The following is a 22,475-nucleotide window of genomic DNA, read 5'->3' as shown; positions in this document are numbered from 1 at the left end:
CGATGTCCGTTTCAGACCTGATCGATACTCAGCGGGACGGCCATGCGATGGCGCAGGCGTTCTACACCTCCGCGGCCGTCTTCGAGGCGGACCGTCGCGCGATTTTCGGACGCGAATGGATGCTTGCGGGGCACGTCTCTGAACTACCGCAGCCCGGCGACTACATTCTTTTCGACATTCTGAAGGACAGCGTGATCCTGTGCCGTGACAACGCGGGTGACGTGCGGGCCTTTGCCAATGTCTGCCGGCACCGGGGCTCGCGCCTGTGCATCGAGCCGCGGGGAAACGTGCGGCGTCTGACCTGCCCCTATCATGCGTGGGTGTTCAACCTCGACGGCAGCCTTTTCAGCGCGCGGATGCTGGAAGAGCATCACGACAAGGACGCGCTCGGGCTATTTCCCGTCGCGGTCGAGATTCTGGAAGGGCTGATATACGTCTCGCTGGCAGACGACCCGCCGGATTTCGCGCCGATGCGGAAGGGGCTGACGCCCTGTCTGGCCCCGTTCGATCTTGCGAATACCAAGATCGCGCACCGCGAGACCTATCCCGTTGCGGCAAACTGGAAGCTGCTGCTGGAGAACTACAACGAGTGCTACCACTGCACCCCGGCGCATCCGGAATTTTCGCGCAGCCACGTCGTGCATTTGTCGGACGAGCGCATCACCCCGTTGAACGACGCGATGGCGGCGCGGTCGGCGGCCTGCAACGTGCCGACGGATTTCATCGACCGCGTGGGGAAAAACGCCCCCGCACCCGGGGAGGATTATGCCTACAACCGCTATGCCCTCTACGACGGGTTCCTGACCGGGAGCGAGGACGGCACGCCGGTGGCGCCCCTGCTGGGGCGGATCACCGGCCATGATGGTGGCGCGTCGGATGCCTATGTGGGCTTTCTCAACCCGATGCTGCTTTATTGCGATCACGCGGTGCTGTACCGGTTTCTGCCGATCGACGCGGACACCTGCGCGCAGGAGATCATCTGGCTGGTCCATGCCGATGCCGAAGCGGGGCGCGACTATGAAGTGGGACGCCTGACATGGCTGTGGGACGTGACCACCAAGGCCGACAAGCGCATCGTCGAGGATAACGCGCGCGGCGTGGCGTCGCGCCACTACGTGCCCGGCCCGCTGGTGCCGATGGAACGCTACGTCGCGCGCTTCATCGACGCCTACCAGACCACCCTGCGACGCAACGAGGCCAGGACATGACCGATCTGAATTACGACGACCGCCATATCGCGCTGCTCGAGGCTTTGTGGGGCGAGGGCTATCTGTCTCCGGGTGGGCCGGAGGAGGTGGCGCGCGTGGTCGAGCACGCGCCCGTGGCGGGTGCCCGGATGCTGGATATCGGCAGCGGGTCCGGCGCCATCGCCATTTCCCTGGTGCGCGACCACGACGCCGCGCATGTCACCGGCATCGACGTCGAGGCGCCCGTCTGCGCGGCCGCAAGGCGGCGGGTCGAGGCGGCGGGACTGGGTGAGCGGATCGCGATCGAACTCGTCACGCCGGGCCCCCTGCCCTTTGACGACGCGACCTTCGACGTCGTGTTCTCCAAGGATTCGATCATCCACATTCCGGACAAGGAGGCGCTGGCCGCCGACGTCTTTCGCATCCTCAAACCCGGCGGCTGGTTCGCCGCCTCCGATTGGCTGATGTCGCACGACGACGCGCCCTCGCCCGAGATGGCGACCTATATCGCGCTGGAAGATCTGGATTTCGCCATGGCCTCTCCGTCGCGGTACGAAAAGGCGTTGACCAAGGCAGGGTTCCAGCACATCGCGCTGACCAACCGCAACAAGTGGTATCTGGAGGTCGCGCGGGACGAGCTGGCCCGGTTCACCGGCCAGGAGCGGCCCGCTTGGGAAAAGGCGCATGGCGCGGACCTGATCGCGTCGTCGATCGAGACATGGGGTGCGATGATCAAGGTCCTGGAAACCGGCGAGCATTGCCCGCATCACCTGCTGGCGCAAAAGCCCGGCTGACCTCGCGGCTTCTGCCCAAAGAAAAGAAAACCGCCGCACCCGTTTGGCTGCGGCGGTCTCTTTTTCGGTATGACTTTCGCTCAGAACCCGGCCTTGATGTTCTCGAATTCCGCGATCATCTTCTCACGCATTTCCGCTCCCGGAGGTGCCTGCCAGAGCGTGTTCGCGCGCAGCGACTCGTTGCTGTCGAGCCCGACCGACTTGAGCATCTCCTGGTCCATTTGTGCCATCTCCGCGGCGTTGGAGTGGCCGTAGCCCCACGCGGTGACGATGTAGTCGGCGGTTTCAGGCTCCAGCCACGCATTGATGAAATCGTAGAACTTGTCGTCCGACCCCGGCCCGTCCTTCAGCTTGACGTAGCCGCAGACCCAGCTTGACGCGCCCTCCTCGGTGTCGCGTTTTATCGCGATGGGATGGCCTTCGCCGCTCATGGTCGAGGAGGTCTCGTTCCAGGCCCAGGCGAGTTCGACCTGGCCCGACTGCATCAGCTGCGCCAGCGACGACGAGCTGTCCCAGTAGGACAATACGTTCTGGTGCACCTTGCGCAGGAAGTCGGACGCCTTCTGGAAATCCTCGTCGGTGGCGGTGGTCCAGTCCTGCACGCCGACGGCGAGAAAGCCGAGCGCGTAGGCGTCATCGACGTTGTCGCCGACCGACACCTTGCCCTGCATCGACGGGTCGGCGAAGATCTCCAGCGAACTGACCTGTTCCTCGGTCAGCTTCTCGGTGTTGTAGGTGAGCGCCGTGTTGCCCCAGTCCATCGGGACGAAATAGTACTCGCCGTCCTTCTTGTAGGCTTCGATCTCGCGGAATTCCTCGTTGAGGTCATCCCAGCGGTCGATGCGGGAGGTATCCAGCGGCTCCAGCAGGCCCGCTTCCATCCACTTGGGCACCGACTGGGAACAGGGGTGCGCGGCATCGGCCTTGAAGCCCGAGCGCAGTTTCTGGAACGCCTCTTCCTCGTCGCCGAAGAAGGCGAAGGTCGGAGGCGCGCCGTGTTCCTCGGTATAGGCGGTGTAGAAAGCGGGATCCTCGTACCCGGCCCAGTCGAATACGGTCAGCTCGGAATCCTGCGCCATTGCTGTCGATGTCATCAGCGCGGCGGCTCCGGCGAGTGCGGCAAACTTCAGTCGTGAAGTGGTCATCCATTTCTCCCTGTTTATATCGTGCCGGCCCGTCCGGCGTGGATGCGGCAGGCCTCTGACTGCAAAGGCTAAGGGGGAAAGGCGGTTGACACAACATTTATTTGAGCGCTCAAATAATGTTGAGGCAGAAATGCGGGAGTTCGAACGAAATATGCGCGATCCGACCCACGATATCCTGTTCGAGCCGGTGCAGCTTGGCCCCGTGACCGCGCCAAATCGGTTCTACCAAGTGCCGCATTGCAGCGGCATGGGGTGGCGCCGGCCGCGGATGCTTGCGGAAATGCGCGGCATGAAGGCCGAGGGCGGCTGGGGCGTGGTGAACACCGAGTATTGCTCGATTCATCCCACGTCGGACAACGATTACTTCGCCTATTGCGCGCTGTGGGACGACAGCGATGTCCGCGCCCATCGCCTGATGACCGATGCGGTTCATGCGCACGGGGCGCTGGCGGGAGTGGAGCTTTGGCATGGCGGCGGGATGATCGTGAACCATGCCACGCGGCTACCGCCCCTGGGCCTGCGCAGCCTGCCACAGATCGACGATCGCGAGGTGCAGCCCGGTCAGACCCGGCCCATGGACCTGTCGGATATCACGGACCTACGGCGATGGCATCGGGACGCCGCGCTGCGCGCCGTCGAGGCCGGGTTCGACATCGTCTATGTCTATGCGACCCATGGCTATTTGCTGGCGCAGTTCCTGGATGCGGCCCCCAACACCCGTACGGACCAGTATGGCGGAACCCTGGAAAACCGCGTGCGGCTGGTGCGCGAATTGATCGAAGAGACCCGGGAAGCCGTGGCGGGGCGCGCCGCGGTGGCCTGCCGGTTCAGCGTGGGTCTGGAGGACGCGGAAAGCTACGACGCCTTCGGTCTGCTGGCCGACCTGCCCGACCTTTGGGACCTGACGGTGCCCGACTATGACGTCGAGATGAGCAATTCGCGGTTCGTGAAACAGGGCGCCCTGACAGCCAGCGTCGCGCGGGCCAAGGCGATGACCAGCCGCCCCGTGGTGGCCGTAGGGCGGTTCACCGATCCCGACATGATGGCGCGGGTGATCCGCGACGGGACGCAGGACATGATCGGAGCCGCGCGCCCCTCTATCGCCGATCCGTTTCTGCCGGTGAAGATCCGCGAGGGGCGCAGTGCCGAGATCCGCGAATGCATCGGCTGCAACATCTGTTACGCCCATGACAGTCAGGGCGTGCCGATCCGCTGCACCCAGAACCCCACGATGGGCGAGGAATGGAGGATGGGCTGGCACCCCGAACGCCTGCCCCCTGCCCCTTGGCCTGCACGGATTCTGGTCGTCGGCGGCGGTCCGGCGGGGCTGGAGGCGGCGCGGGCGCTGGGGGCGCGCGGGCACGAGGTGATGCTGGCCGAGGCCAAGCGCGAGATGGGCGGTCGCGTGACGCTGGAAGCGTCCCTGCCCGGCCTGTCGGAATGGGCGCGGGTGCGCGACTGGCGGCTGGGACAGATCGAGAAAATGGAGACCGTGAGCCTTTATCCCGAGAGCCGGATCGCGCCGGAGGATCTGGAGGAGATGTCCATCGACCACCTGATCGTGGCCACCGGCGCGCGATGGGCCGAGGACACCATCGGGCGCAACAGCCCCGGCGGCCTTGTAACGGTGGACCCGGACATGATCGTCAGCGCGAACGATGTTCTGGCGGGCCGGTCCGTGGATGCGCAGCATATCGCGATCTACGACGACGACCACTATTACCACGGCTCGGTTCTGGCACTGGCCCTGCGCAAGGCGGGCCATGACGTGACGCTTGTCACCCCGGCCGGGCGGGCTTGCGAGTGGGGCACCTTCACGCAGGAACAATATGCCTCGAACAGCGCGCTGGTCGCCGCGGGCGTGCGGATCGTGACGAACCGGATCCTGACGCATGTGGAGGACGGCAGCGCACGGCTGACATGCCTCTTTGGCGGCGAGGATGTGGAACTGGCCTGCGACGCCGTTCTGCCCGTGACGCGGCGTATTCCCGACCGGGCGCTTTACGATGCCGTCAGATCCACCGATCACGGCCTGCAAAGCGTCACCCTGATCGGTGATGCCGAAGCGCCGGGGTTAATCGCCGCGGCAGTCTATTCCGGGCACCGCGTGGCGATGGAACTGGGCGAGGACGTGGACCTTGCCGCCCGCTACGGACGGCGCGAAACCTCAGTCTGAGGCCATCTGCGCGGTCACGTCCTCCAGCGCGTCCTCCAGCAGGTCGAACATCTCGTCCACCTGCGCCTCGGTAATCACCAGCGGCGGAGAGAACACGGCCATGTTGATCAGCGGCCGCACCAACAAACCGCGCTTGTCGCAGGCCTCGTCCAGCAGCGCGCCCAGCTTGCGCTCTGCCGCCAGCGATGTGCCGGGCGTATCCGGCCGCCCCTCGATACAGCCCAGCAGGCCCATGCCGCGCAGGTCCCCGACGATGGGGAACTTCTCCAGCGCGCGCAGACGGGATTGGAAATGCGGTGTGATTTCGCGGGTATGTTCGAGAATGCGCTCTTCCTCCATGATCTCGATATTCTTCAGCGCGGCGACACAGCAGACCGGATGCGCCGAGTAGGTGTAGCCGTTCGAGAAGAGCACGTTCTCGTCCGGCCCGGTCATCCGTTCCATCACGCTGTCGGAGATGATGCAGGCCCCGAGCGGCAGGTAGCCCGAGGTCAGTCCCTTGGCGCAGGTGATGATGTCGGGGGTGATGCCGAACACGTCTTCGGACGCGAACCAGTGACCCAGCCGGCCGAACGCAGTGACGACCTCGTCCGAGATGTAGAGGATATCGTGCTTGCGGCAGATCTCCAGCGTGCGCCTGTGATAGCCCTCGGGCGGGACGATGACTCCACCCGAACACAGGATCGGCTCGGCGATGAACGCGCCCACCTTCTCCGGTCCCACCTCCCGGATCATGTTTTCAAGGTCGGCGACCTTGGCATCGCACCACGCCTCGACGCTCATGCCCTCGGGGCGCACATAGGGGTTGATGTCGGGCAGGAAGCGTACAAGGCGTTTTTCCACGTCGAAACGGCTCTTGTCGCGTTCCTTGCCGGTGACGGTCGAGGCGAGGTACGTCGAGCCGTGATAGCCCTTTTCACGGGCGATGACGATTTTCTTGTCGGGCCGCCCCAGCGCATTGTTCATGAAGTGCATGGTGCGCAGGGCGGTATCGACGGCGGTGGAACCGCCGGTGGTGAAGAACACGTTGTTGAGATCACCCGGTGCCAGATCGGCGATCTTCTTGGCGAGGATCGTCGAGGGATCGGTCGTGGTGGTCCAGGGCGAGGTGTAAGGCAGCCGCATAACCTGTTCGGCAATCGCCGCGGCCATCTCCTTGCGGCCATATCCGATCTGGACACACCACATCCCGCCCGGCCCGTCGATATAGCGCTTTCCGTCGGCATCCCACAGATAGATGCCCTCGGCGCTTTCGATCGGATGATAGTCGCTCTCCTGCCAGGCATCCATCGCCGCCCAGGGGTGAAGCTGATGGTTGCGGTCCCATTCGTTCAGAAGGTCCGGCGAGGGTCCGTTGGTCATGTCGCGGGGAAGCGTTGTCATGTCGTGCTCTCCTTGGTCATCAAAACGCCCCGGGCGGTGTCGCGCGGGCGCGGTCATTGATGAAAAACGGTTTGGATTCAACGGTAACGGGCACCATGCGGCGGTTCCAGCGCCCCTCCTCGTTGACATAGATCTCGGCCCAGAGATCGCTGGTCTTGCTGTCTCCGAAGGGGGCCTTCAACTCTGCCAGGGCGATGTTGCGCTTGGCCGTGGGAGACCAGACGCCCGAGGTCACGTGCCCGACCTCGCGCCGCTTGCGGTGGTAGATCAGCGCGTCCTGCGCGGGTTTGAAACCGCCGATATCGAGCTTCACCAGGTGCGTGCGCGCGCCGTAGTCGCGGTGGGACAGCAGCGCGCGGCGGCCGTTGAAATGGCCCTTGTCGAAATCTACCATCCGCCCGAAGCCCAGTTCGAAGGGTGTCCGCCCGCGGTGCAGGCGCAAGGCGGCGTGCACCGGCTGGAAATCCATGCCCGCGGCCATGAAGCCCGCCTCGATCCGTGCGATATGCAGGGCGTCATAGCCGATTGCCCGCAGGCCCCAGTGACCGCCCGCGGCCCACAGCCTGTCCCAGAGCGCCAGCGCGGCCTCCCACGGCATCCAGAGTTCATAGCCCAGGTCCCCGGTGAACCCGGTGCGTGAAATCCAGAGGTCCGGTTCCACCTCGCGCAGGTCGAAAGGTTTCATGTCAGCCACGTCGAGCCCGGCGTCTTTCAGAACGGAAAAGGATGTGGGCCCCTGAAGCGAGAGGCCCGCGACCGTGTCGCTTTCGTCGGTCACCGCAACGTCGAAGCCGTCGGCGGCGTCGAGAAGCCAGCCGAACATGCGTTCCTGGCAGCACAGGCGGAACTCCGTGTCCGAGATGCGGAAGAGCGTGCCGTCGTCGATCAGCATCCCCTCTTCGTCGCACCACAGCGCGTAGCCGACCCGTCCTTCGCCGATCCGCCGCACGTCGCGCGTGACGACGCGGTTGATCATCGCCGGCGCCTCCGGGCCGGTGACGCGGTACTTGTGCATGGGCGAGATGTCGAACAGCGTCGCCTGGTTGCGGATCGCGAAATATTCGAACTCGGCCGTGTCGAGTACGGTGGGCGACATGTAGCCGGCCCAATCCATCCATCCCCGCGCATGGCTCAGCGCGTCGAGCCGGTCATGGAAAGGTCCGGGGATCAGGCCGATGGGCACGGTGCTGGCGGGTCTTTGGGTCATGCCGGTATTCCGTCTGTCAGCAGCCGTCGCGCGGCGTTGCGCCCGGGCGATCCGGTGACGTTCCCGCCCGGATGGGCCGAGGCGCCGCAGAGATAGTACCCCCCGATCCCGAAAGCATAGCGCGACAGACCGTTCACCGGCCGGACGGTCAGCACCTGGTCGATGCCCATCTCGCCATGGTGCCAATGCCCCCCCGGCGCCCCCGTGGCCGCCGCGATGTCGTCGGGCGTCAAAAGTGTCTGGTGGATGATCAGGCCGGACAGGCCGGGCATGTAGGTCTCTAGCGTGTCGATTGCCCTGGCGGTCAGGTCGTCGCGGACGGCAGGGGTCCATCCGCCCTCGGGGGCGAAGGGCACGTAGCTGACGATGGCCGACAGGACCTGCCGACCCTGGCCGCAAAGCGATGGGTCGGTCAGCGACGGCATCACCGCCTCGATCACCGGCGCGTCGGAGGCCCGGCCGTATTTCACCGGATCGAAGGCGCGTTCGACATGAGCCGCCGAAGGTGCCACGATCAGCCGCCCGGCCTTTTGCGCGTCGCTCAGCCCCGGCATGTCCGGCACATCGCTCAGGACAAGGTTCAGCTTCGCCGCCGTTCCCTTGGTGCGCATGTTGCGCAGGCGGCGGGTGGCCTCGATGTCGAAATGCGCGGGTCCGGCCAGTTGCATCGTCGCCTCTGCCCCGAGACTGGACAGCACCGCGCCGGCCTGCAAGACCGTGCCGTCCTCCAGCGTCACGCCCTGCACGCGGTCGCCCTCGACGTCGACGGAGGCCACGCCGGTGCCGCATCGCAGGGTCGCGCCCGCACCGGTGGCCGCGCCCTCGAACGCGCCGAAGCCGCCCATGGGCCAGGCCGCGTCGCAGCCCTGCCCCATCCGGTACATCAAGGTAAACACGGACCCCGGAGCCCGCGGGCCGCTGAACGCACCGCGCACCGCGTCGGCGGCCAGCGCCCCGGCGACGGGGCCGTCGGGCAACTCGTCCAGCAGCAAGTCATAGGCGTTGGACAGCACGATCCGCAGGAACTCCCGCATGTCGTCGCGGCCCAGACGCTTGAGGTTCAGACCCAGCTTCGCCAGCCCGCCGAGATCACGCAGGCTGGCCATGCTGGCGAGACCTTCGGCGATAGTGGGCGGTGGCTTGTCGGACAGCTGACCCAGCAGCGCGGCGAAACGCACCAGCCGCGCGTCCAGCGCCTCGAAGGCCGAGGCATCGGGATGCAGGGTTCCCTCGGCGCGGCGCAAGGTACCACCGCGTATTTCGGCATGGAATCCGTCGGGCGACAGCGCGATCGTCGGCAACGGCTGCGCGTCAAAGGCCACGCCTGTGTCTTTCGCGACCGCGGGGCTGAGGTTGTAGAGCAGATGCGCGATCTCGGGGCCGGTCGCTCCGCCGCCAAAGTCTGTCATACGTGCCATGCCGCCCGCCTGCGCGGCCTTCTCGACCACGCAGACCCGCTTGCCCTTGCGCGCCAGCACGGTGGCCGCGGTCAGGCCATTATGCCCCGCGCCGATCACGATCACGTCGAACCGGGCGCTCATGCCGCGACCTTCGGCATCGCGCGCCCCTTGCCCGCCCGGCGCAGGATCTCGCGCGCGGCGTTTGCTCCCGGGGCGGCCATGACACCGCCGCCCGGATGGCTGGACGAGCCGACCATGAACAGGCCCTCGATCGGCGTGGAATAATCCGAGTAGCCCGGCACGGGCCGGTTGAACAACAGCTGGTCGAAGGTGAGTTCGCCCTGAAAGATGTTGCCCTCGGTCAGGCCTACCTCGGATTCGATATCCAGAGGCGTGCGGACCTCGGCGTGCACGATCCGCTGGCGGATGTCCGGCATCGCCTGTTCCATCTTGTCATAGACGCAGTTCGCCAGCGCGGCACGGGTCGTGTCGTTCCAGTTCCGGCCCGAGCGCACGCCGTCGACCTTTAAATCGTACGGGGCATACTGCACGAAGACGGTCATCATGTGCTTGCCCGGCGGGGCCATCGTCGGGTCGATCTGGCTGGGGATCAGCATGTCGAAATAGGGCTCGGCCGACCAGCGCCCGTCCTTCCAGTCGTCGTATCCGCGCTCGAGCTCGGCCAGCGAGGTCGAGCAATGCAGGTCTCCGCGCAGGAACGGCGCGCCCTCGGGGGCGGCGGGAAACTCGGGCATTCGGTCCAGCGCGATGTTCAGCTTGGCCGAGGAGCCGCGGATCTTGAATCGTTTTACGGCTTTCGTGAAATCCTCGGGCACATCGGCCGGGTCGACATGGTGCAGGAAGGTGCGTTTTACGTCCATGTTCGATGCCACGATAGGCGCATCGAAGGTGTCGCCATTCTCAAGCGCCACGCCGATGACCTTGCCGTCCCTGACGCGGAAACTGTCGAGGCCCGAGCCGGTTCGGATCGTGCCGCCCGCCTCCTCGAACGCCAGCCCGAGCGCGCGGGAAATCGCCCCCATGCCGCCACGGGCAAAGCCCCAGGCCCCGATCGCCCCGTCCACGTCGCCCATGTAGTGATGCAAAAGGACATAAGCCGTGCCCGGCGAATAGACGCCCAGCCCGGTGCCGATGATGCCGGAGCCGGCTAGGTGCGCCTTGATCAGGTCGCTTTCGAAATGTTCGTCGAGGAAATCGCCGATGGACATGGTCCAGAACCGGATCGTCTCGCCCAGTTCCTTGGCGCCCAGCCCATGCGCCTGCTTGACCAGGAACGCCAGTTCGCCAAGGTCGCGGGGATGCAGCGAAGTGGGATCGGGCGCGTTGCGCAACAGGAAAGGCCGGATGAACCGGCACTGGCGCATCACGGTTTGCGAGAACCGCGCATAGGCGTCGACATCGCGCGGGCTGTGGCGCGCGATCTCACGCTCCAGCGCATTGTGATCCGACATGTACGCGAAATAGTCGTTGTCGCGGGTAAAGGTCGCCCCGCCCTCGTAAGGGATCACCTGCAAGCCGAAGCGCGGCAACTCAAGGTCGCGCACGATCTCGCGCCGCAGCAGCGAACAGACATAGGAACAGTTGGAATAGGTCCAGCCCTCATGCAGCGAGCGGCTGACCGCCGCGCCGCCGATCCAGTCGTTCTTTTCCACGATCAGCGTCTTCAGGCCGGCCTTCGCAAGATAACACCCCGTGGTCAGCCCGTTATGGCCCGCCCCGACGATGATCGCGTCGTATGTCTGCACGGTCATGCGCCGTCTCCCTGAGCTTCGCAATGAGTCTTAGCGAAGCGGCGATTTCTCGTAAAGTTTTTTTGAGCGCTCAAACAAAAACAATTAGAATGACAATGTGGTGCTGGTATGGAAAAAACGGCAGCACCCTGCGGAGGAATGGGATTTGACTGAAGAAACGACCAAAAGCTCGGCCAAGCCACGCAAGGAGCGCAAGGCGAACGCGGACAAGCGCCGGCGGCAGTTATTGGAGGCGACGCGCCGCTCGATCATCGAGCACGGGCTGGCCAGGACGACACTTGCCACCGTCGCGGCAGAGGCCGGCCTGTCGCAGGGCGTGGCGGTGTTTTACTTCAAGTCCAAGAACGGCTTGCTGGTCGAAACCCTGCGCGCGCATTACGAGTTTTACGACGATACATGGCGCGCCGCGCTCGAGCGTGCGGGCCCTGACCCCAGGGACCGCCTGATGGCGCTGATCGCGGCGGATTTCTCACCCGATGTCTGTTCCCCGGAATCGCTCTCGCTGTGGTTCGCCTTCTGGGGCGAACAGACCTTCGTGCCGCAATATGCCGAGATCTGCCGAGAGTTCGACCGCGACAGGGTTGCCGCGATACGCGAAGTCTGCGGTGAGTTGATGACCGATGCGCGGGAGGAAGAGGTCAATCAAGTGGCTCAATGGATCGACACGCTGACCGACGGCTTCTGGCAGAACCTGCACCTTCAGCCCAACCGGATGACGCCTGCGGACTGTCTCGAATCGACCCGCGCCATGATCGACGCATTGATCTGACCTGTCTACTGCCAGGCCCGGCAGTGCCCCGCGCGAAGAATCTTATGTGAGCGTCCTACAGAGATCAGCCGTTCCGGCGATCGCGTACGAGACACTCGACGAAATCGGCGAAGACCGCGTCGTTGATATGGGCGTCGAGCCGGTGGAGCTGATGGGTCTCCGACACGTCGAACGCCGCCTCCAGCGTCTCGAACAGGGCTTCGTCCGCCTGCGGATTCCAGAAGGCCTCGTCCGGTGCGTCGAGCGCGGAAACACCGCCCAGCGGCAGCACGAGATCCACCGGCCCGGGCGAGGCGTTCAGCTTGGCCGCCAGCCACCGCGCCATTTCCGCGTTCTCGTCCGGGGTCGTCCGCATGAGGGTGATGTTGGCATTGTGGACAAAGAACTGCCGGCCTTCATACCGGTCCGGCACCGTCTCGCGCGGGCCGAAGTTCACCATGTCGAGCGCGCCGCAGGACCCGATCCACGGAATGCCGGTCCGCGCCAGCACGTCAAAGCGCTCGGGTCCCGCCGAGCATATGCCGCCCATCAGGTGATCCGCGACCTCGGTGGTGGTGACATCGACGATGGCCGTGACCATGCCACTGTCGCCGATGGCCTCCAGTGCCCGGCCGCCCGCGCCGTTGGCATGAAACACGATGCAGTCGAACTCGTTATCCAGCCGTGCGCGAAGCTGCCGGACGGCTTTCGTCGTCACGCCGAACATTGACAAGGCGAGCGCAGGACGCGTGTCGCCGGTCGTGTCGGCGTGGTTGCCTGCGGCCATGCCGGCGATGGCCTGCGCCGCGTTTGCCAGAATGCGCCGCGAGACCGTGTTCAGCCCGGCGATATCGGTCACCGGGAACATCATCGTCAGGTCCGAGACGCCGACATAGCCGGATGTGTCACCGGAAGCGACAGTCGACACCATCAGCTTGGGCAGCCCCAGAGGCAGCGCGCGCATCGCCGGTGTGATGAGCGAGGTGCCGCCCGAGCCGCCCAGCCCGATGATGCCGGCGATATCTGAGCGGGTCGCCACGAAGCGGGTCAGCGCCTCGGACATGGCGATGACCGCCCTGCCCCGGTCCCCGGCCTCGAAGATGCGCGAAGCGCCATCGGGATGGTGCGCGGCAACGTCGGCGGCGGGAATATCGGCAGCGGCGGGGGTGGCCGTGGTACCGACATCGACGGTCGTGACGGCCATGCCCGTTTCGCGGATAATCCCGGCGACATAGGCCAACTCCTCGGCCTTGGTGTCGAAGGTGCCGACGACGTAGACGCGGGCGGCTGTCACCGCCGGACCTCGCGCCCGTGGATCACGTCCTCGGTGCCCTCGAAGGCAAAGCGGAACGTGTCGGAAACGGTCTGGTGCACCTCGGCCGCGTCGGCGTCGTCCACCTCGTATTCGGCCCACCATTCGCCGAAGGTCCGGCCGCCCTCGGTGATTGGTTTCAGGGTCATTTCCGAGACGTAGTTGCGTACCGGCAGCGTGGCCTCGAGAATGCAATAGCAGCAACGGTATTCGCGGTCGGACAGGGTCAGCAGCTGCTCGCGGATATGGCCGCCGTCATGGGTGTAAAAGTTGCGCACGCAGCCGATCTTGTCGGACGGCAGACCGTCCTCGATTTCGCTTTTGCTGAAGAAGCGGTGATAGCGCGGCAGCGCGTTGAAATCGCGCAGCACGGCCCATGCCTTTTCGATCGGCGCGTCGATGACGGCGCTGATGTAAACTCTCGCCATGGTCTCCTCCCTTGATGACCTATTTCAGTTTCAGCGCTTTGAACGCCTCGATATTCGACTTGATCGCGGTCTCGACCGGCAAACGCTCGACGCTGGACGCGCCATAAAAGCCGTTGCAATGTTCACTATGCTCGAGAACGAAGGACACGTCATCGGGGGTGGCGATCGGGCCGCCATGGGCGATGATGATGATGTCCTTGCGGACCTTTCTGGCGGCCTCGGCGCATTCGTCGATCAGGCGCACCGAGTCCTCGAGCGATTTCGACGTGGTGGCGCCGATGGTGCCGCCGGTGGTCACGCCCATGTGCGGCACGATGATGTCCGCGCCGGCCTTGGCCATGTCTGTCGCCTGATCCGGGTCGAAGACGTAGGGTGTCGTCAGCAGGTCGATCTCGCGCGCCTGACGGACCATGTCCACCTCGGAGGCGTAGTTGATGCCCGTCTCCTCCAGGCTGACACGGAAGGTGCCGTCGATGATGCCGACGGTCGGAAAGTTCTGTACGCCGGAAAAGCCCAGTTCCTTCAGCTCGCGCAGGAACTTGGGCATGATGACGAAGGGATCGGTGCCGTTGACGCCCGCGATCACCGGTGTCGTCTTGCAGACGGGCAGCACCTCGAGCGCCATTTCCTTGACGATCTCGTTGGCGTTGCCATAGGCCAGCAGCCCCGCAGAAGAGGCCCGGCCCGCCATGCGGTAGCGGCCGGAATTGTAGACGATGATCAGGTCGATCCCGCCGGCCTCTTCGCTTTTGGCCGAAATGCCTGTGCCCGCGCCGCCGCCCACGATGGGCACCCCGTCCGCGATCTGCCTGTTCAGGCGCTCCAAAATCTTGGAGCGGTCAATTCGTGGCATTCTCGTTTTCCTTTTCGTCATGTGAAGCCTTGGCGTCGCGGCGCTCGGAGAGCACTGCGTGGAGTTCGCCCACGATCCCCCTGCGGAACAGCAGGACGCAGCCGATGAAGATCCCTCCGACCATGATGGTGACCCATCCCCCCAGCGCGTCGAAATAATGGTAGAGCGAAGAGATGAGCGCCGCGCCGAGCGCCGGACCGAGAACCGAGTTCATGCCGCCCAGCAGCGTCATCAGGATCACGTCGCCGGACATGCTCCAGTGCACGTCGCGCAGCGAGGCGACCTGGTAGATGATCGCCTTGAGAGACCCGGCCAGACCCGCCAGCGCGGCAGAGAGAGTGAAGGCGAGGATCTTGTACCGCGCGACCGGAAAGCCGAGCGATTTCGCCCGTGGTTCGTGTTCGCGGATCGCGCGCAGCACCTCGCCGAAGGGCGAGTGCACGATACGGTGGACAAGGGCCAGCCCGGCCAGCGTCAGAACCATCACCACGAAGTAGAGCGTCAGATCGTTTTGCAGGTCGAGCACGCCCAGAAGCACCCCGCGCGGGATCTGCTGCATCCCGTCCTCGGCATGGGTCCAGGGCAGTCGCAGGAACAGGAAATAGACCAGTTGCGACAGCGCAAGCGTGATCATGGCCAGGTAGATCCCCGATCGCCGCGTCGCCAGCGCGCCGAAGATCGCGCCCATCACCGCCGCGCTGGCGACCCCGGTCAGCAGGCCGATCTCCGGCGGAAGGCCCTGTTCCTTGAGCATGTAGCCGCAGAAGTAGGCGGCGCTGCCGAAAAACGCCGCGTGGCCGAAGGAGAGGATGCCGGTGTGCCCCAGAAGGATATTGAATGCGCAGGCAAAGAGCGCCAGGCACAGGACCCGCATCACGAAGACAGGATAGATCACCTGCGGATAGAACGGCACGAGGATCAGGGCCAGCAGAATACCTGCGCCCAGCACCAGGAAAAGCGCGCGGCTCATCTCAGCCCTCCTCCCGGCCAAAGAGGCCGGCAGGCCGGACCAGCAGGACGATTGCCATGATGAGAAAGACGATGATGGTGGAGGCCTCGGAGTAGAACACCTTGGTCAGCCCCTCGATCACGCCCAGCATCAGCCCGGTGATCGCCGCGCCCGAGACCGAGCCCAGCCCGCCGATCACGACGATGGCGAAGACGATGATCACCAGTTCCGAGCCCATCGACGGGCTGACATTCTGGATCGGTGCCGCCAGGACCCCGGCGAGCGCGGCCAGCGCCACGCCTGCGCCATAGGTCAGGGTCATCAGCAGCGGCACGTTGATCCCGAAGGACTGCGTCAGGTGCGGCCGTTCGGTTGCCGCGCGCAGCTTTGCGCCCATGGAGGTCCGTTCGATCACCAGCCACGTCGCGACGCAGATCGCCACCGCCGCGCCGATCACGAACAGCCGGTATATCGGCATGAACATGAAACCGAGATTCACCGCGCCGCGCAACTGGTCGGGCGCGGTATAGATCTGGCCGGACGAGCCGAAGGCAACCGTGAAGCCGCCCTCGATCACCAGCACCATACCGAAGGTCAGAAGCAGGCCGTAGATCGGATCGAGCCCGTAGATGCGGCGCAGCAGGAGCCTTTCGGCGACGACGCCCAGCACGCCCACGATGAGCGGCACGATGAAGATCGCGCCCCAATAGCCGATTCCCAAGGTGTCGAGCAGCAGGAACGACAGGAACGCGCCCATCATGAAAAACGCGCCGTGTGCGAAATTCACGACCTTCACGATTCCGAAGATGATGGCGAGGCCGAGGCTCAGGACAGCATAGAAGGCACCGTTGACGATGCCGAGCATGATCTGCCCAGTCAGTGCGACAAGCGGCACCCCGAAAATCTCGATCATCGGCCCTCCCACTCGGCCACCCTTGGGCAGCGCGACCCGGCGCGCCGTACTTTTACTGTTACCCACTTTACTGTCGCGCCAAAGGCCGAAACAATGGTCACCATGCACGATAAACTATCCGAAACCCACATCGTAGGCGAGGACACGCATCAGCGGATCGTCCGCGCCGAAGACTGTCCGCTGCTGGCCCGGCGGCTGTTGTCGCATGTGGGCGTGGGCGATGCCGCGCCGCCCTACCGGGTGGTGCGCACGAACCTCAGCGGGGCATACCTGCACGCCTGTCTGGGCGGCGAGGGGCGGATGCTGCTGGACGGTCGCTGGCGACCGCACCGCGCGGGGATGGTGACCCTCGCACCGGCCCACGTGCTGCACGCCTTTCACGCGGTACCGGGCAAGCGGTGGCAATATTGCTGGGTCCGCTACATGCCGCAGTCCCCCCGGTCAGCCATCGAGGGGATGACGCCGCTGGTCAGCCGGGTGGATCCCAAGCCGCTGTCGGATGCGATCCTGGGGCTGTACCACGAGGTGAACAGCGGCGGTGACATCGCGGCGACGGCCCTCTGGATCGACCTGATCGAGCATTACGTGAAACGCTACACCGAGCCGCTGCGCAACGAGGAACGGCTCAGCAGGCTGTGGGCCGAAGTCACGGCGGACCTGGGCCACTCCTGGACGCTTGACCAACTGGCCGCCATCGCCGGCATCAGCGGAGAGCACCTGCGCCGTCTGTGCCAGACCCGGCTGGGCCGCAGCCCGATGCAGCAATTGACCTACCTGCGGGTGCAGCAGGCCGCGCAAGTGCTGGCCACGACCGACCGGCGAGTGGAGGACGTGGCCTTCGAGGTCGGATATCAGAACCCCTTCGCCTTTTCGAATACGTTCAAGCGAATGACCGGCTTCCGGCCCTCGCGGTTTCAGCGCGGGCGAAAGCCGCCGGAGGCCAAGGGCGCCTGAAGCGGCTCAGGCGCTGAGCTGCGCGCTGATCCGGTCGAAGTCGGCCAGCAGCGTGGCGTTGTCGAAGGTCTCTGCCACGTGGCCACGGTCTATGACATAGTGCCGGTCCGCCACGGTGGAGGCGAAGCGCACGTTCTGTTCCACCATCAGGATGGTATAGCCCCGCGCCTTGAGATCCGCGATGGCGGCGCCGATCTGCCGGACCACGACGGGAGCCAGCCCCTCGGTCGGTTCGTCCAGCAGCAGAAGGCGCGCGCCGGTCCGCAGGATGCGCCCGATGGCGAGCATCTGCTGTTCGCCGCCCGACAGCTTGGTGCCCGGGCTGCTCATCCGGTCCTTGAGACCGGGGAACAGCGTCAGGATCTCTGCCACGCTCATCCCGCCCTCGGCCACGATGGCCGGCAGGACGAGGTTTTCCTCGGCGGTGAGGCTGGCGTAGATGCCCCGGTCCTCGGGACAGAAGGCGACGCCGGTGCGGGCGATCCGGTGCGACGGCAGCGCCGAGGTGTCGGTCCCGTTGATGACGATCGAACCGGCCCGGCGGGAGACCATGCCGACAATGGAGCGCAGGGTCGTGGTTTTTCCCGCGCCGTTACGGCCGAGCATGGTCACCAGTTCGCCGGCGCGGACATCCAAGGTGATGTCGTACAGCGCCTGGCTGGGCCCGTACCAGGCCTGCAGGTTCGAAATGTCCAGAACGGTCCGTGTGGTGGTTTCTGCCTGCGCTTCAGACATGGGTGCCCCCCAGGTAAGCCTCGATCACATCCTGGTTCGCGGCAACGCTGGCATAGTCGCCCTGGGCCAGGACCCGGCCCCGGGCCAGCACGGTGACCTCGTCGCAAATCTCGGAGACGATGCCGAGATTGTGTTCGACCATCAGGACCGAGCGGCCCCGGGCGGCATCGTGGATCAGCCGTGTGATACGGTCCACGTCCTCGATCCCCATGCCGGCGGTCGGCTCGTCCAGCAAGATCACTTCGGGTTCCAGCGCGAGGGTCGTGGCGATCTCCAGCGCCCGGCGATGGCCATAGGACAGGTCCCCGGCAGCGACCTCGGCCAGGTGCTGGATTCCGACGCTGTCGAGGTGCTCCATCGCCGTGTCGCGGTTTACCCGAAGGGCGGATTTGCGGGTCCAGAAGTCGTAGGATTCGCCGCGTTGGCGTTGCAATGCCAGCATGACGTTCTCGAGCGCCGTCATGCTGTTGAAGACTGCCGAGATCTGGAAAGACCGCACCATACCCAGACGCGCGATGGAGCCAGGGTCGAGCGAGGTGATGTCGCGACCGTTGAACCGGATTGCGCCCGAACTGGGCGTCAAAAACTTGGTCAGAAGATTGAAGCAGGTGGTCTTGCCCGCGCCATTGGGGCCGATCAGGGCGTGGATGCTCCCCCTGCGAAGCGCGAGATCGACGCCGTCCACGGCCTTGAAGGCACCGAAGCTCTTGGTGAGCCCTTGGGCTTCCAGCACGTTGGCGGTCGTGGGGGCGGTCATGGATGTCTCGCAGGAACGTGGGGCGATGCGGGGCCGCGCAATGCCCAGAGCTATCAGCCGTTGTCACCCGTCACAAGGTAACACGTGCTCTGGTCCAGAGGGCGGAACGCTTCTTCGGCCGGGATGGTGGACACTGCCTTGAGGTAATCCCATTCGCCCTCGGCCTCGTCCGGCGTCTTGACCTGCCACAGGTACATGTCGTGCATCATCCGGCCGTCTTCGCGGATGTAGCCGTCCTTGGCGAAGAAGTCGTTGATCGGCATGGACCGCATCGCCTCGGACACGGCGCCTGACTCGTCGGTGCCGGCCTTCTCGATCGCGCGCAGATAGTGCATGGTGGACGAATAGTTCGCGGCCTGGCTCATGTTGGGCATCGAGCCGACACGGTCGAAGTACCGTTGTGCGAACTCGCGCGATTCCTCGTTCATGTCCCAGTACCAGGCGTTGGTCAGCATCAGACCCTGCGCCGCTTCCAGCCCGATGGAGTGCACGTCGTTGAGCCACAACAGCAAGGCGGCGAGTGTCTGGTTCTGGGTCAGGCCGAATTCGGCGGCGGCGTTGATCGCGTTGACCGCGTCACCGCCCGTCGAGGCGATGCCGATGATCTCCGCCCCCGAGGACTGCGCCTGCAGCATGTAGGACGAGAAGTCGCTGGCCGAGAGCGGGTGACGGGCCGAGCCCAGCACCTCGCCGCCGGCGTTCTCGACCACCTCGGTCACCTGCTCTTCCAGGCCGATGCCGAAGGCGAAATCGACAGTCAGGAAAAACCAGGTCAGCCCGCCGTCCTCGACGACGGCCTTGCCGGTGCCATGGGCCAGGGAATAGGCGTCATAGGCGTAGTGGATGGCGTAGGGCGAACACACGTCATTGGTGATGCCGATGTTCGAGGCGCCGTTCACGATGATGTGGCGCTCGGCCTCCTTGGCCACCGCCGCCACGGCCAAGGCCGCGCCGGAGTTGGACAGGTCGTTGATCATGTCGACGCCCTCGACGTCGAACCACTCGCGCGCCTTGGCAGCCGCGGTGTCGGCCTGGTTGAGGTGGTCCGAGAAGATCACCTCGATCGGCGCGCCAAGAACTTCGCCGCCGAAGTCCTCGGCTGCCATGCGCACGGCCTCGACCGCGCCCTCCCCCGCAAGATCGCTGTAAATGCCGCTCATGTCAGTAAGCACACCGATCCGGACGACATCGTCCGAAACTTCGGCCTGCGCCGCCGCAGCGGCGGTGACACAGGCACATGACGCCATCAGACGCCCAATCATTCCACGCATTCTTTCCTCCTCCTCAGGTTAGAATCTCGTATCGGTCCCGTAGTATTTTCCACCATGTTACCGTCTCGTGGGCCAGTCACCATGTGCATTCCGCAAGATAAAATATCCGAAACACACATAACCGCCGACGCTGTTCCGCCCCGCCCGTCAGAGTGTCCCTTGCCCAAGGCGAGAGACGCTCACGCGTGAAATGCTCAGTGAGGGTCCATTGGACACAGATCGGCCCTTGGTCGGAAAGCGCGCGCAGGCACAGCGGAGAGGAATCCACAGCAGAGATTTCGCAAGGCTGCTTTCACCGTTTCGAGTCGATGCCCGGTCCGAGCCGTCACTGCCATGCCACGCGATCAGGAACGGACCTATGCCGAACCGCGAACTTGCAAGAGCCCGCTCTGACCGGCAATGCGTCCGCAGCGGAAACCGGCCCCGGCACTGTCTTCCCCTGCCCCGCCAACGCTGTTCATTCCGCCAGCGCGCGCATCACTTCGATCAGGTCGGATTTGCCCTCGAAGCCGATGCCCGGCAGGTCGGGCATGAGGATGTGCCCCTCCTCGACCTGCACGCCATCGGGGAAGCCGCCGTAGGGTTGGAAAAGATCCGGGTAGCTTTCGTTCCCGCCGAGCCCCAGCCCCGCGGCGATGTTCAGTGACATCTGGTGGCCGCCATGCGGGATGCAGCGCGACGGGGACCAGCCGAGTTCATCAAGGACATCGAGCGTGCGCAAATATTCGACAAGCCCGTATGACAGCGCACAGTCGAATTGCAGCCAGTCCCGGTCGGGCCGCATCCCGCCATGGCGGATCAGGTTGCGCGCGTCCTGATGCGAGAACAGGTTTTCACCGGTCGCCATGGGACCGGGGTAGAATTCGGCCATCGTGGCCTGAAGCCGGTAGTCCAGCGGATCACCGATCTCCTCGAACCAGAAGAGCGGGTATTGCCGCAGCATCTTGGCATAGGCGATCGCGGTCTCTAGATCGAAGCGTCCGTTGGCATCCACCGCCAGCTGCGCCTCGGAGCCGATTTCGGTCAGCACCGCCTCGATCCGGCGCTGGTCTTCGTCGATGGACGCGCCGCCGATCTTCATCTTCACGACGGTGTAGCCGCGGTCGAGATAGCCGCGCATCTCATTGCAGAGCGCGGTGTCATCCTTGCCCGGATAGTAGTAGCCCCCGGCGGCATAGACGAAGACGCGCGGGTTTGCCTCCCGCCCCTTGCGGTCGGCCAGCAGGCGGAACAGGGGCTTTTCCTCGATCTTGGCGATGGCGTCCCAGACGGCCATGTCGATGGTGCCGACCGCGACCGAGCGTTCGCCGTGGCCGCCCGGCTTTTCATTCTGCATCATGGCCGCCCAGATCCTGTGCGCGTCCAGATTGCTGCCGTCATCGTTCAGAAGCGATGCGGGGTCGGCCTCGAGGATGCGGTCGCGGAAGCGCTCGCGGATAAGACCGCCCTGGCCGTAACGGCCATTGGAATTGAAGCCATAGCCGACCACCCGGCGTCCGTCCCTGACCACGTCCGTCACGACGGCCACCAGACTTGCCGTCATCTTGCTGAAGTCGATGTAGGCGTTGCGGATGGGCGACGAGATCGGCTTGGTCACCTCACGGATATCAACGATTTTCAAAGGCACTTTCCTTGTTCGGGTTTGCTGTCGCCTTGCCGCGTTCGATACGCAGCTTATCGGAACACCGGCCACGGATGCCAGTGCCGGTGGACCGGGACTCTACCGCAGAAGCTTCTCGAAGGCGTCTTCGGGCGGAAGCTCTATGCTGCCGGGAGGCAGGCCGAGGAGCCTTTCATAGGTTTGTCGCTCGGCCCGCACTCGCTGGTGCAGTCTATCCCGCGCCTCGGCAAGCCGTCCCGCGCGTGCTGCCTGTTGCAGTTCGATGAACTTCAGCCACCTCGTGCGCGCCACGCGGAGGAAGAGGTCTGCGGTCAGGTCCACATCCGCAAGGTCGAAGGCGCGGCGCTCCATCCCTTCGGAAAGGATCTCTTTCAGAATCGGAAGCGTTCGGCGCTCGGTTTCCCGGCTCAGCCCCAGAAAGATCGGTCCGTTGCCGGGGCGCATGGCCAGGCTCACGATGCCGATGATCTCGTCGCTGTGATCCAGTTCCCACTGAATGGCGTCGTGAAGAAACATCGAGATGCGGTCGACGAATCCTTTCCCGGACCTGTTCATCCCCGATCTTGCGGCAGCGCTTGCCGCATCCGCGAAGCGGAGCACCAGCGCCGTGAGGACATCATCCTTCGATGAGAAATGGTGATAGAAGCCGCCCCTGGAAATGCCCGCGGCATCGAGGATGTCGTTGATCGTGACCTCTTCCCACCCCTGCCTGGCCAGAAGCTGCGCGGCGGCATCCAGAATCGCGGCCTGACGCTTGTCTGCCGACATTCGCTCACGTCGCGCCGCGGATTTCTCGTCCGGTTGCATCGTCCCGGCTCTCCCACTACATACCGACTGTCGGTATATAAGCGCGCCGACGAAGACATGACA

The 22,475-nt window shown here is 64.8% G+C and carries 20 protein-coding genes; 5 read left to right on the top strand and 15 right to left on the bottom strand.

Annotation, left to right across the window (positions count from 1 at the left end; translation table 11 throughout):
- Positions 1–2 precede the first annotated feature (2 nt).
- Positions 3–1,208, top strand: a complete 1,206-nt coding sequence (locus tag RBB31_RS05690; RefSeq protein ID WP_306128300.1) for an aromatic ring-hydroxylating dioxygenase subunit alpha — start codon at positions 3–5, stop codon at positions 1,206–1,208.
- Positions 1,205–1,981, top strand: a complete 777-nt coding sequence (locus RBB31_RS05685) for a methyltransferase domain-containing protein (protein WP_306128299.1) — start codon at positions 1,205–1,207, stop codon at positions 1,979–1,981. The genes RBB31_RS05690 and RBB31_RS05685 overlap by 4 nt, the downstream gene beginning before the upstream one ends.
- 80 nt (positions 1,982–2,061) lie before the next feature.
- On the opposite strand, the gene RBB31_RS05680 is transcribed toward RBB31_RS05685, so the two are convergent.
- Positions 2,062–3,126, bottom strand: a complete 1,065-nt coding sequence (locus RBB31_RS05680) for an extracellular solute-binding protein (RefSeq protein ID WP_306128298.1) — start codon at positions 3,124–3,126, stop codon at positions 2,062–2,064.
- A 151-nt stretch (positions 3,127–3,277) separates the two neighbouring features.
- Between RBB31_RS05680 and RBB31_RS05675 the strand changes: the two genes are divergently transcribed.
- Positions 3,278–5,302 (top strand): FAD-dependent oxidoreductase, encoded by a 2,025-nt coding sequence (locus tag RBB31_RS05675; RefSeq protein ID WP_306128297.1) that lies wholly within the window; start codon positions 3,278–3,280, stop codon positions 5,300–5,302.
- On the opposite strand, the gene RBB31_RS05670 is transcribed toward RBB31_RS05675, so the two are convergent.
- From RBB31_RS05670 to RBB31_RS05655, 4 genes are read right to left on the bottom strand one after another with little or no spacing between them, the layout of a single operon-like run.
- Complete coding sequence (locus tag RBB31_RS05670; RefSeq protein ID WP_306128296.1) at positions 5,294–6,685, bottom strand: aminotransferase; 1,392 nt, start codon at positions 6,683–6,685, stop codon at positions 5,294–5,296. The genes RBB31_RS05675 and RBB31_RS05670 overlap by 9 nt on opposite strands.
- A gap of 19 nt (positions 6,686–6,704) precedes the next feature.
- Positions 6,705–7,892: an aminomethyltransferase family protein gene (locus RBB31_RS05665; RefSeq protein WP_306128294.1), complete on the bottom strand. Its 1,188-nt coding sequence runs from the start codon at positions 7,890–7,892 to the stop codon at positions 6,705–6,707.
- A complete protein-coding gene (locus RBB31_RS05660; protein ID WP_306128293.1) occupies positions 7,889–9,433 on the bottom strand; it encodes an NAD(P)/FAD-dependent oxidoreductase in 1,545 nt (514 codons plus the stop codon). Before RBB31_RS05660 ends, RBB31_RS05665 begins: the two co-directional genes overlap by 4 nt.
- Positions 9,430–11,064, bottom strand: coding sequence for an NAD(P)/FAD-dependent oxidoreductase (locus tag RBB31_RS05655; protein WP_306128292.1), 1,635 nt, complete (start codon positions 11,062–11,064; stop codon positions 9,430–9,432). Before RBB31_RS05655 ends, RBB31_RS05660 begins: the two co-directional genes overlap by 4 nt.
- 145 nt (positions 11,065–11,209) lie before the next feature.
- On the opposite strand from RBB31_RS05655, the gene RBB31_RS05650 reads away from it, so the two are divergent.
- Positions 11,210–11,833 (top strand): TetR family transcriptional regulator C-terminal domain-containing protein, encoded by a 624-nt coding sequence (locus RBB31_RS05650; RefSeq protein ID WP_306128291.1) that lies wholly within the window; start codon positions 11,210–11,212, stop codon positions 11,831–11,833.
- Positions 11,834–11,897: 64 nt separating this feature from the next.
- Here the strand turns inward: RBB31_RS05650 and RBB31_RS05645 are convergent, their stop codons facing one another.
- Genes RBB31_RS05645 through RBB31_RS05625 form a run of 5 tightly spaced genes read right to left on the bottom strand, consistent with a single transcriptional unit; the run spans position 11,898 to position 16,267 of the window.
- Positions 11,898–13,106, bottom strand: coding sequence for a Tm-1-like ATP-binding domain-containing protein (locus RBB31_RS05645; RefSeq protein WP_306128290.1), 1,209 nt, complete (start codon positions 13,104–13,106; stop codon positions 11,898–11,900).
- Complete coding sequence (locus RBB31_RS05640; RefSeq protein ID WP_306128289.1) at positions 13,103–13,552, bottom strand: SRPBCC family protein; 450 nt, start codon at positions 13,550–13,552, stop codon at positions 13,103–13,105. The genes RBB31_RS05645 and RBB31_RS05640 overlap by 4 nt, the downstream gene beginning before the upstream one ends.
- A gap of 19 nt (positions 13,553–13,571) precedes the next feature.
- Positions 13,572–14,405: a phosphoenolpyruvate hydrolase family protein gene (locus RBB31_RS05635; RefSeq protein ID WP_306128288.1), complete on the bottom strand. Its 834-nt coding sequence runs from the start codon at positions 14,403–14,405 to the stop codon at positions 13,572–13,574.
- A complete protein-coding gene (locus RBB31_RS05630; RefSeq protein ID WP_306128287.1) occupies positions 14,392–15,375 on the bottom strand; it encodes a branched-chain amino acid ABC transporter permease in 984 nt (327 codons plus the stop codon). Before RBB31_RS05630 ends, RBB31_RS05635 begins: the two co-directional genes overlap by 14 nt.
- A gap of 1 nt (position 15,376) precedes the next feature.
- Positions 15,377–16,267: a branched-chain amino acid ABC transporter permease gene (locus RBB31_RS05625; RefSeq protein WP_306128286.1), complete on the bottom strand. Its 891-nt coding sequence runs from the start codon at positions 16,265–16,267 to the stop codon at positions 15,377–15,379.
- Between the two features lie 102 nt (positions 16,268–16,369).
- Here RBB31_RS05625 and RBB31_RS05620 point away from each other — a divergent pair, with 102 nt between their 5' ends.
- Positions 16,370–17,221, top strand: coding sequence for an AraC family transcriptional regulator (locus tag RBB31_RS05620; RefSeq protein WP_306128285.1), 852 nt, complete (start codon positions 16,370–16,372; stop codon positions 17,219–17,221).
- Positions 17,222–17,227: 6 nt separating this feature from the next.
- Here RBB31_RS05620 and RBB31_RS05615 read toward each other — a convergent pair whose 3' ends face one another.
- The 5 genes from RBB31_RS05615 to RBB31_RS05595 form a co-directional block, all read right to left on the bottom strand.
- The gene (locus tag RBB31_RS05615; protein WP_306128284.1) at positions 17,228–17,956 is read right to left on the bottom strand and encodes an ABC transporter ATP-binding protein; all 729 of its coding nucleotides are present in this window, start codon (positions 17,954–17,956) and stop codon (positions 17,228–17,230) included.
- A complete protein-coding gene (locus RBB31_RS05610) occupies positions 17,949–18,713 on the bottom strand; it encodes an ABC transporter ATP-binding protein (RefSeq protein WP_306128283.1) in 765 nt (254 codons plus the stop codon). Before RBB31_RS05610 ends, RBB31_RS05615 begins: the two co-directional genes overlap by 8 nt.
- Positions 18,714–18,766: 53 nt before the next feature.
- Entirely contained in the window at positions 18,767–19,984 is a 1,218-nt protein-coding gene (locus tag RBB31_RS05605) for an ABC transporter substrate-binding protein (protein ID WP_371931294.1), read from the bottom strand.
- A 457-nt stretch (positions 19,985–20,441) separates the two neighbouring features.
- Positions 20,442–21,605, bottom strand: a complete 1,164-nt coding sequence (locus RBB31_RS05600) for a mandelate racemase/muconate lactonizing enzyme family protein (protein ID WP_371931293.1) — start codon at positions 21,603–21,605, stop codon at positions 20,442–20,444.
- A gap of 99 nt (positions 21,606–21,704) precedes the next feature.
- On the bottom strand, positions 21,705–22,373 hold the full coding sequence (locus RBB31_RS05595; protein WP_306128281.1) for a TetR/AcrR family transcriptional regulator: 669 nt from the start codon (positions 22,371–22,373) through the stop codon (positions 21,705–21,707).
- Positions 22,374–22,475 lie beyond the last annotated feature (102 nt).

Source organism: Roseovarius sp. MMSF_3350 (assembly GCF_030733425.1).
In the GTDB taxonomy this organism is placed as follows: Bacteria; Pseudomonadota; Alphaproteobacteria; order Rhodobacterales; family Rhodobacteraceae; genus Roseovarius.
Note: the sequence above shows the minus strand (reverse complement) of the source record. Positions and strands in the feature narration are given on the sequence as shown.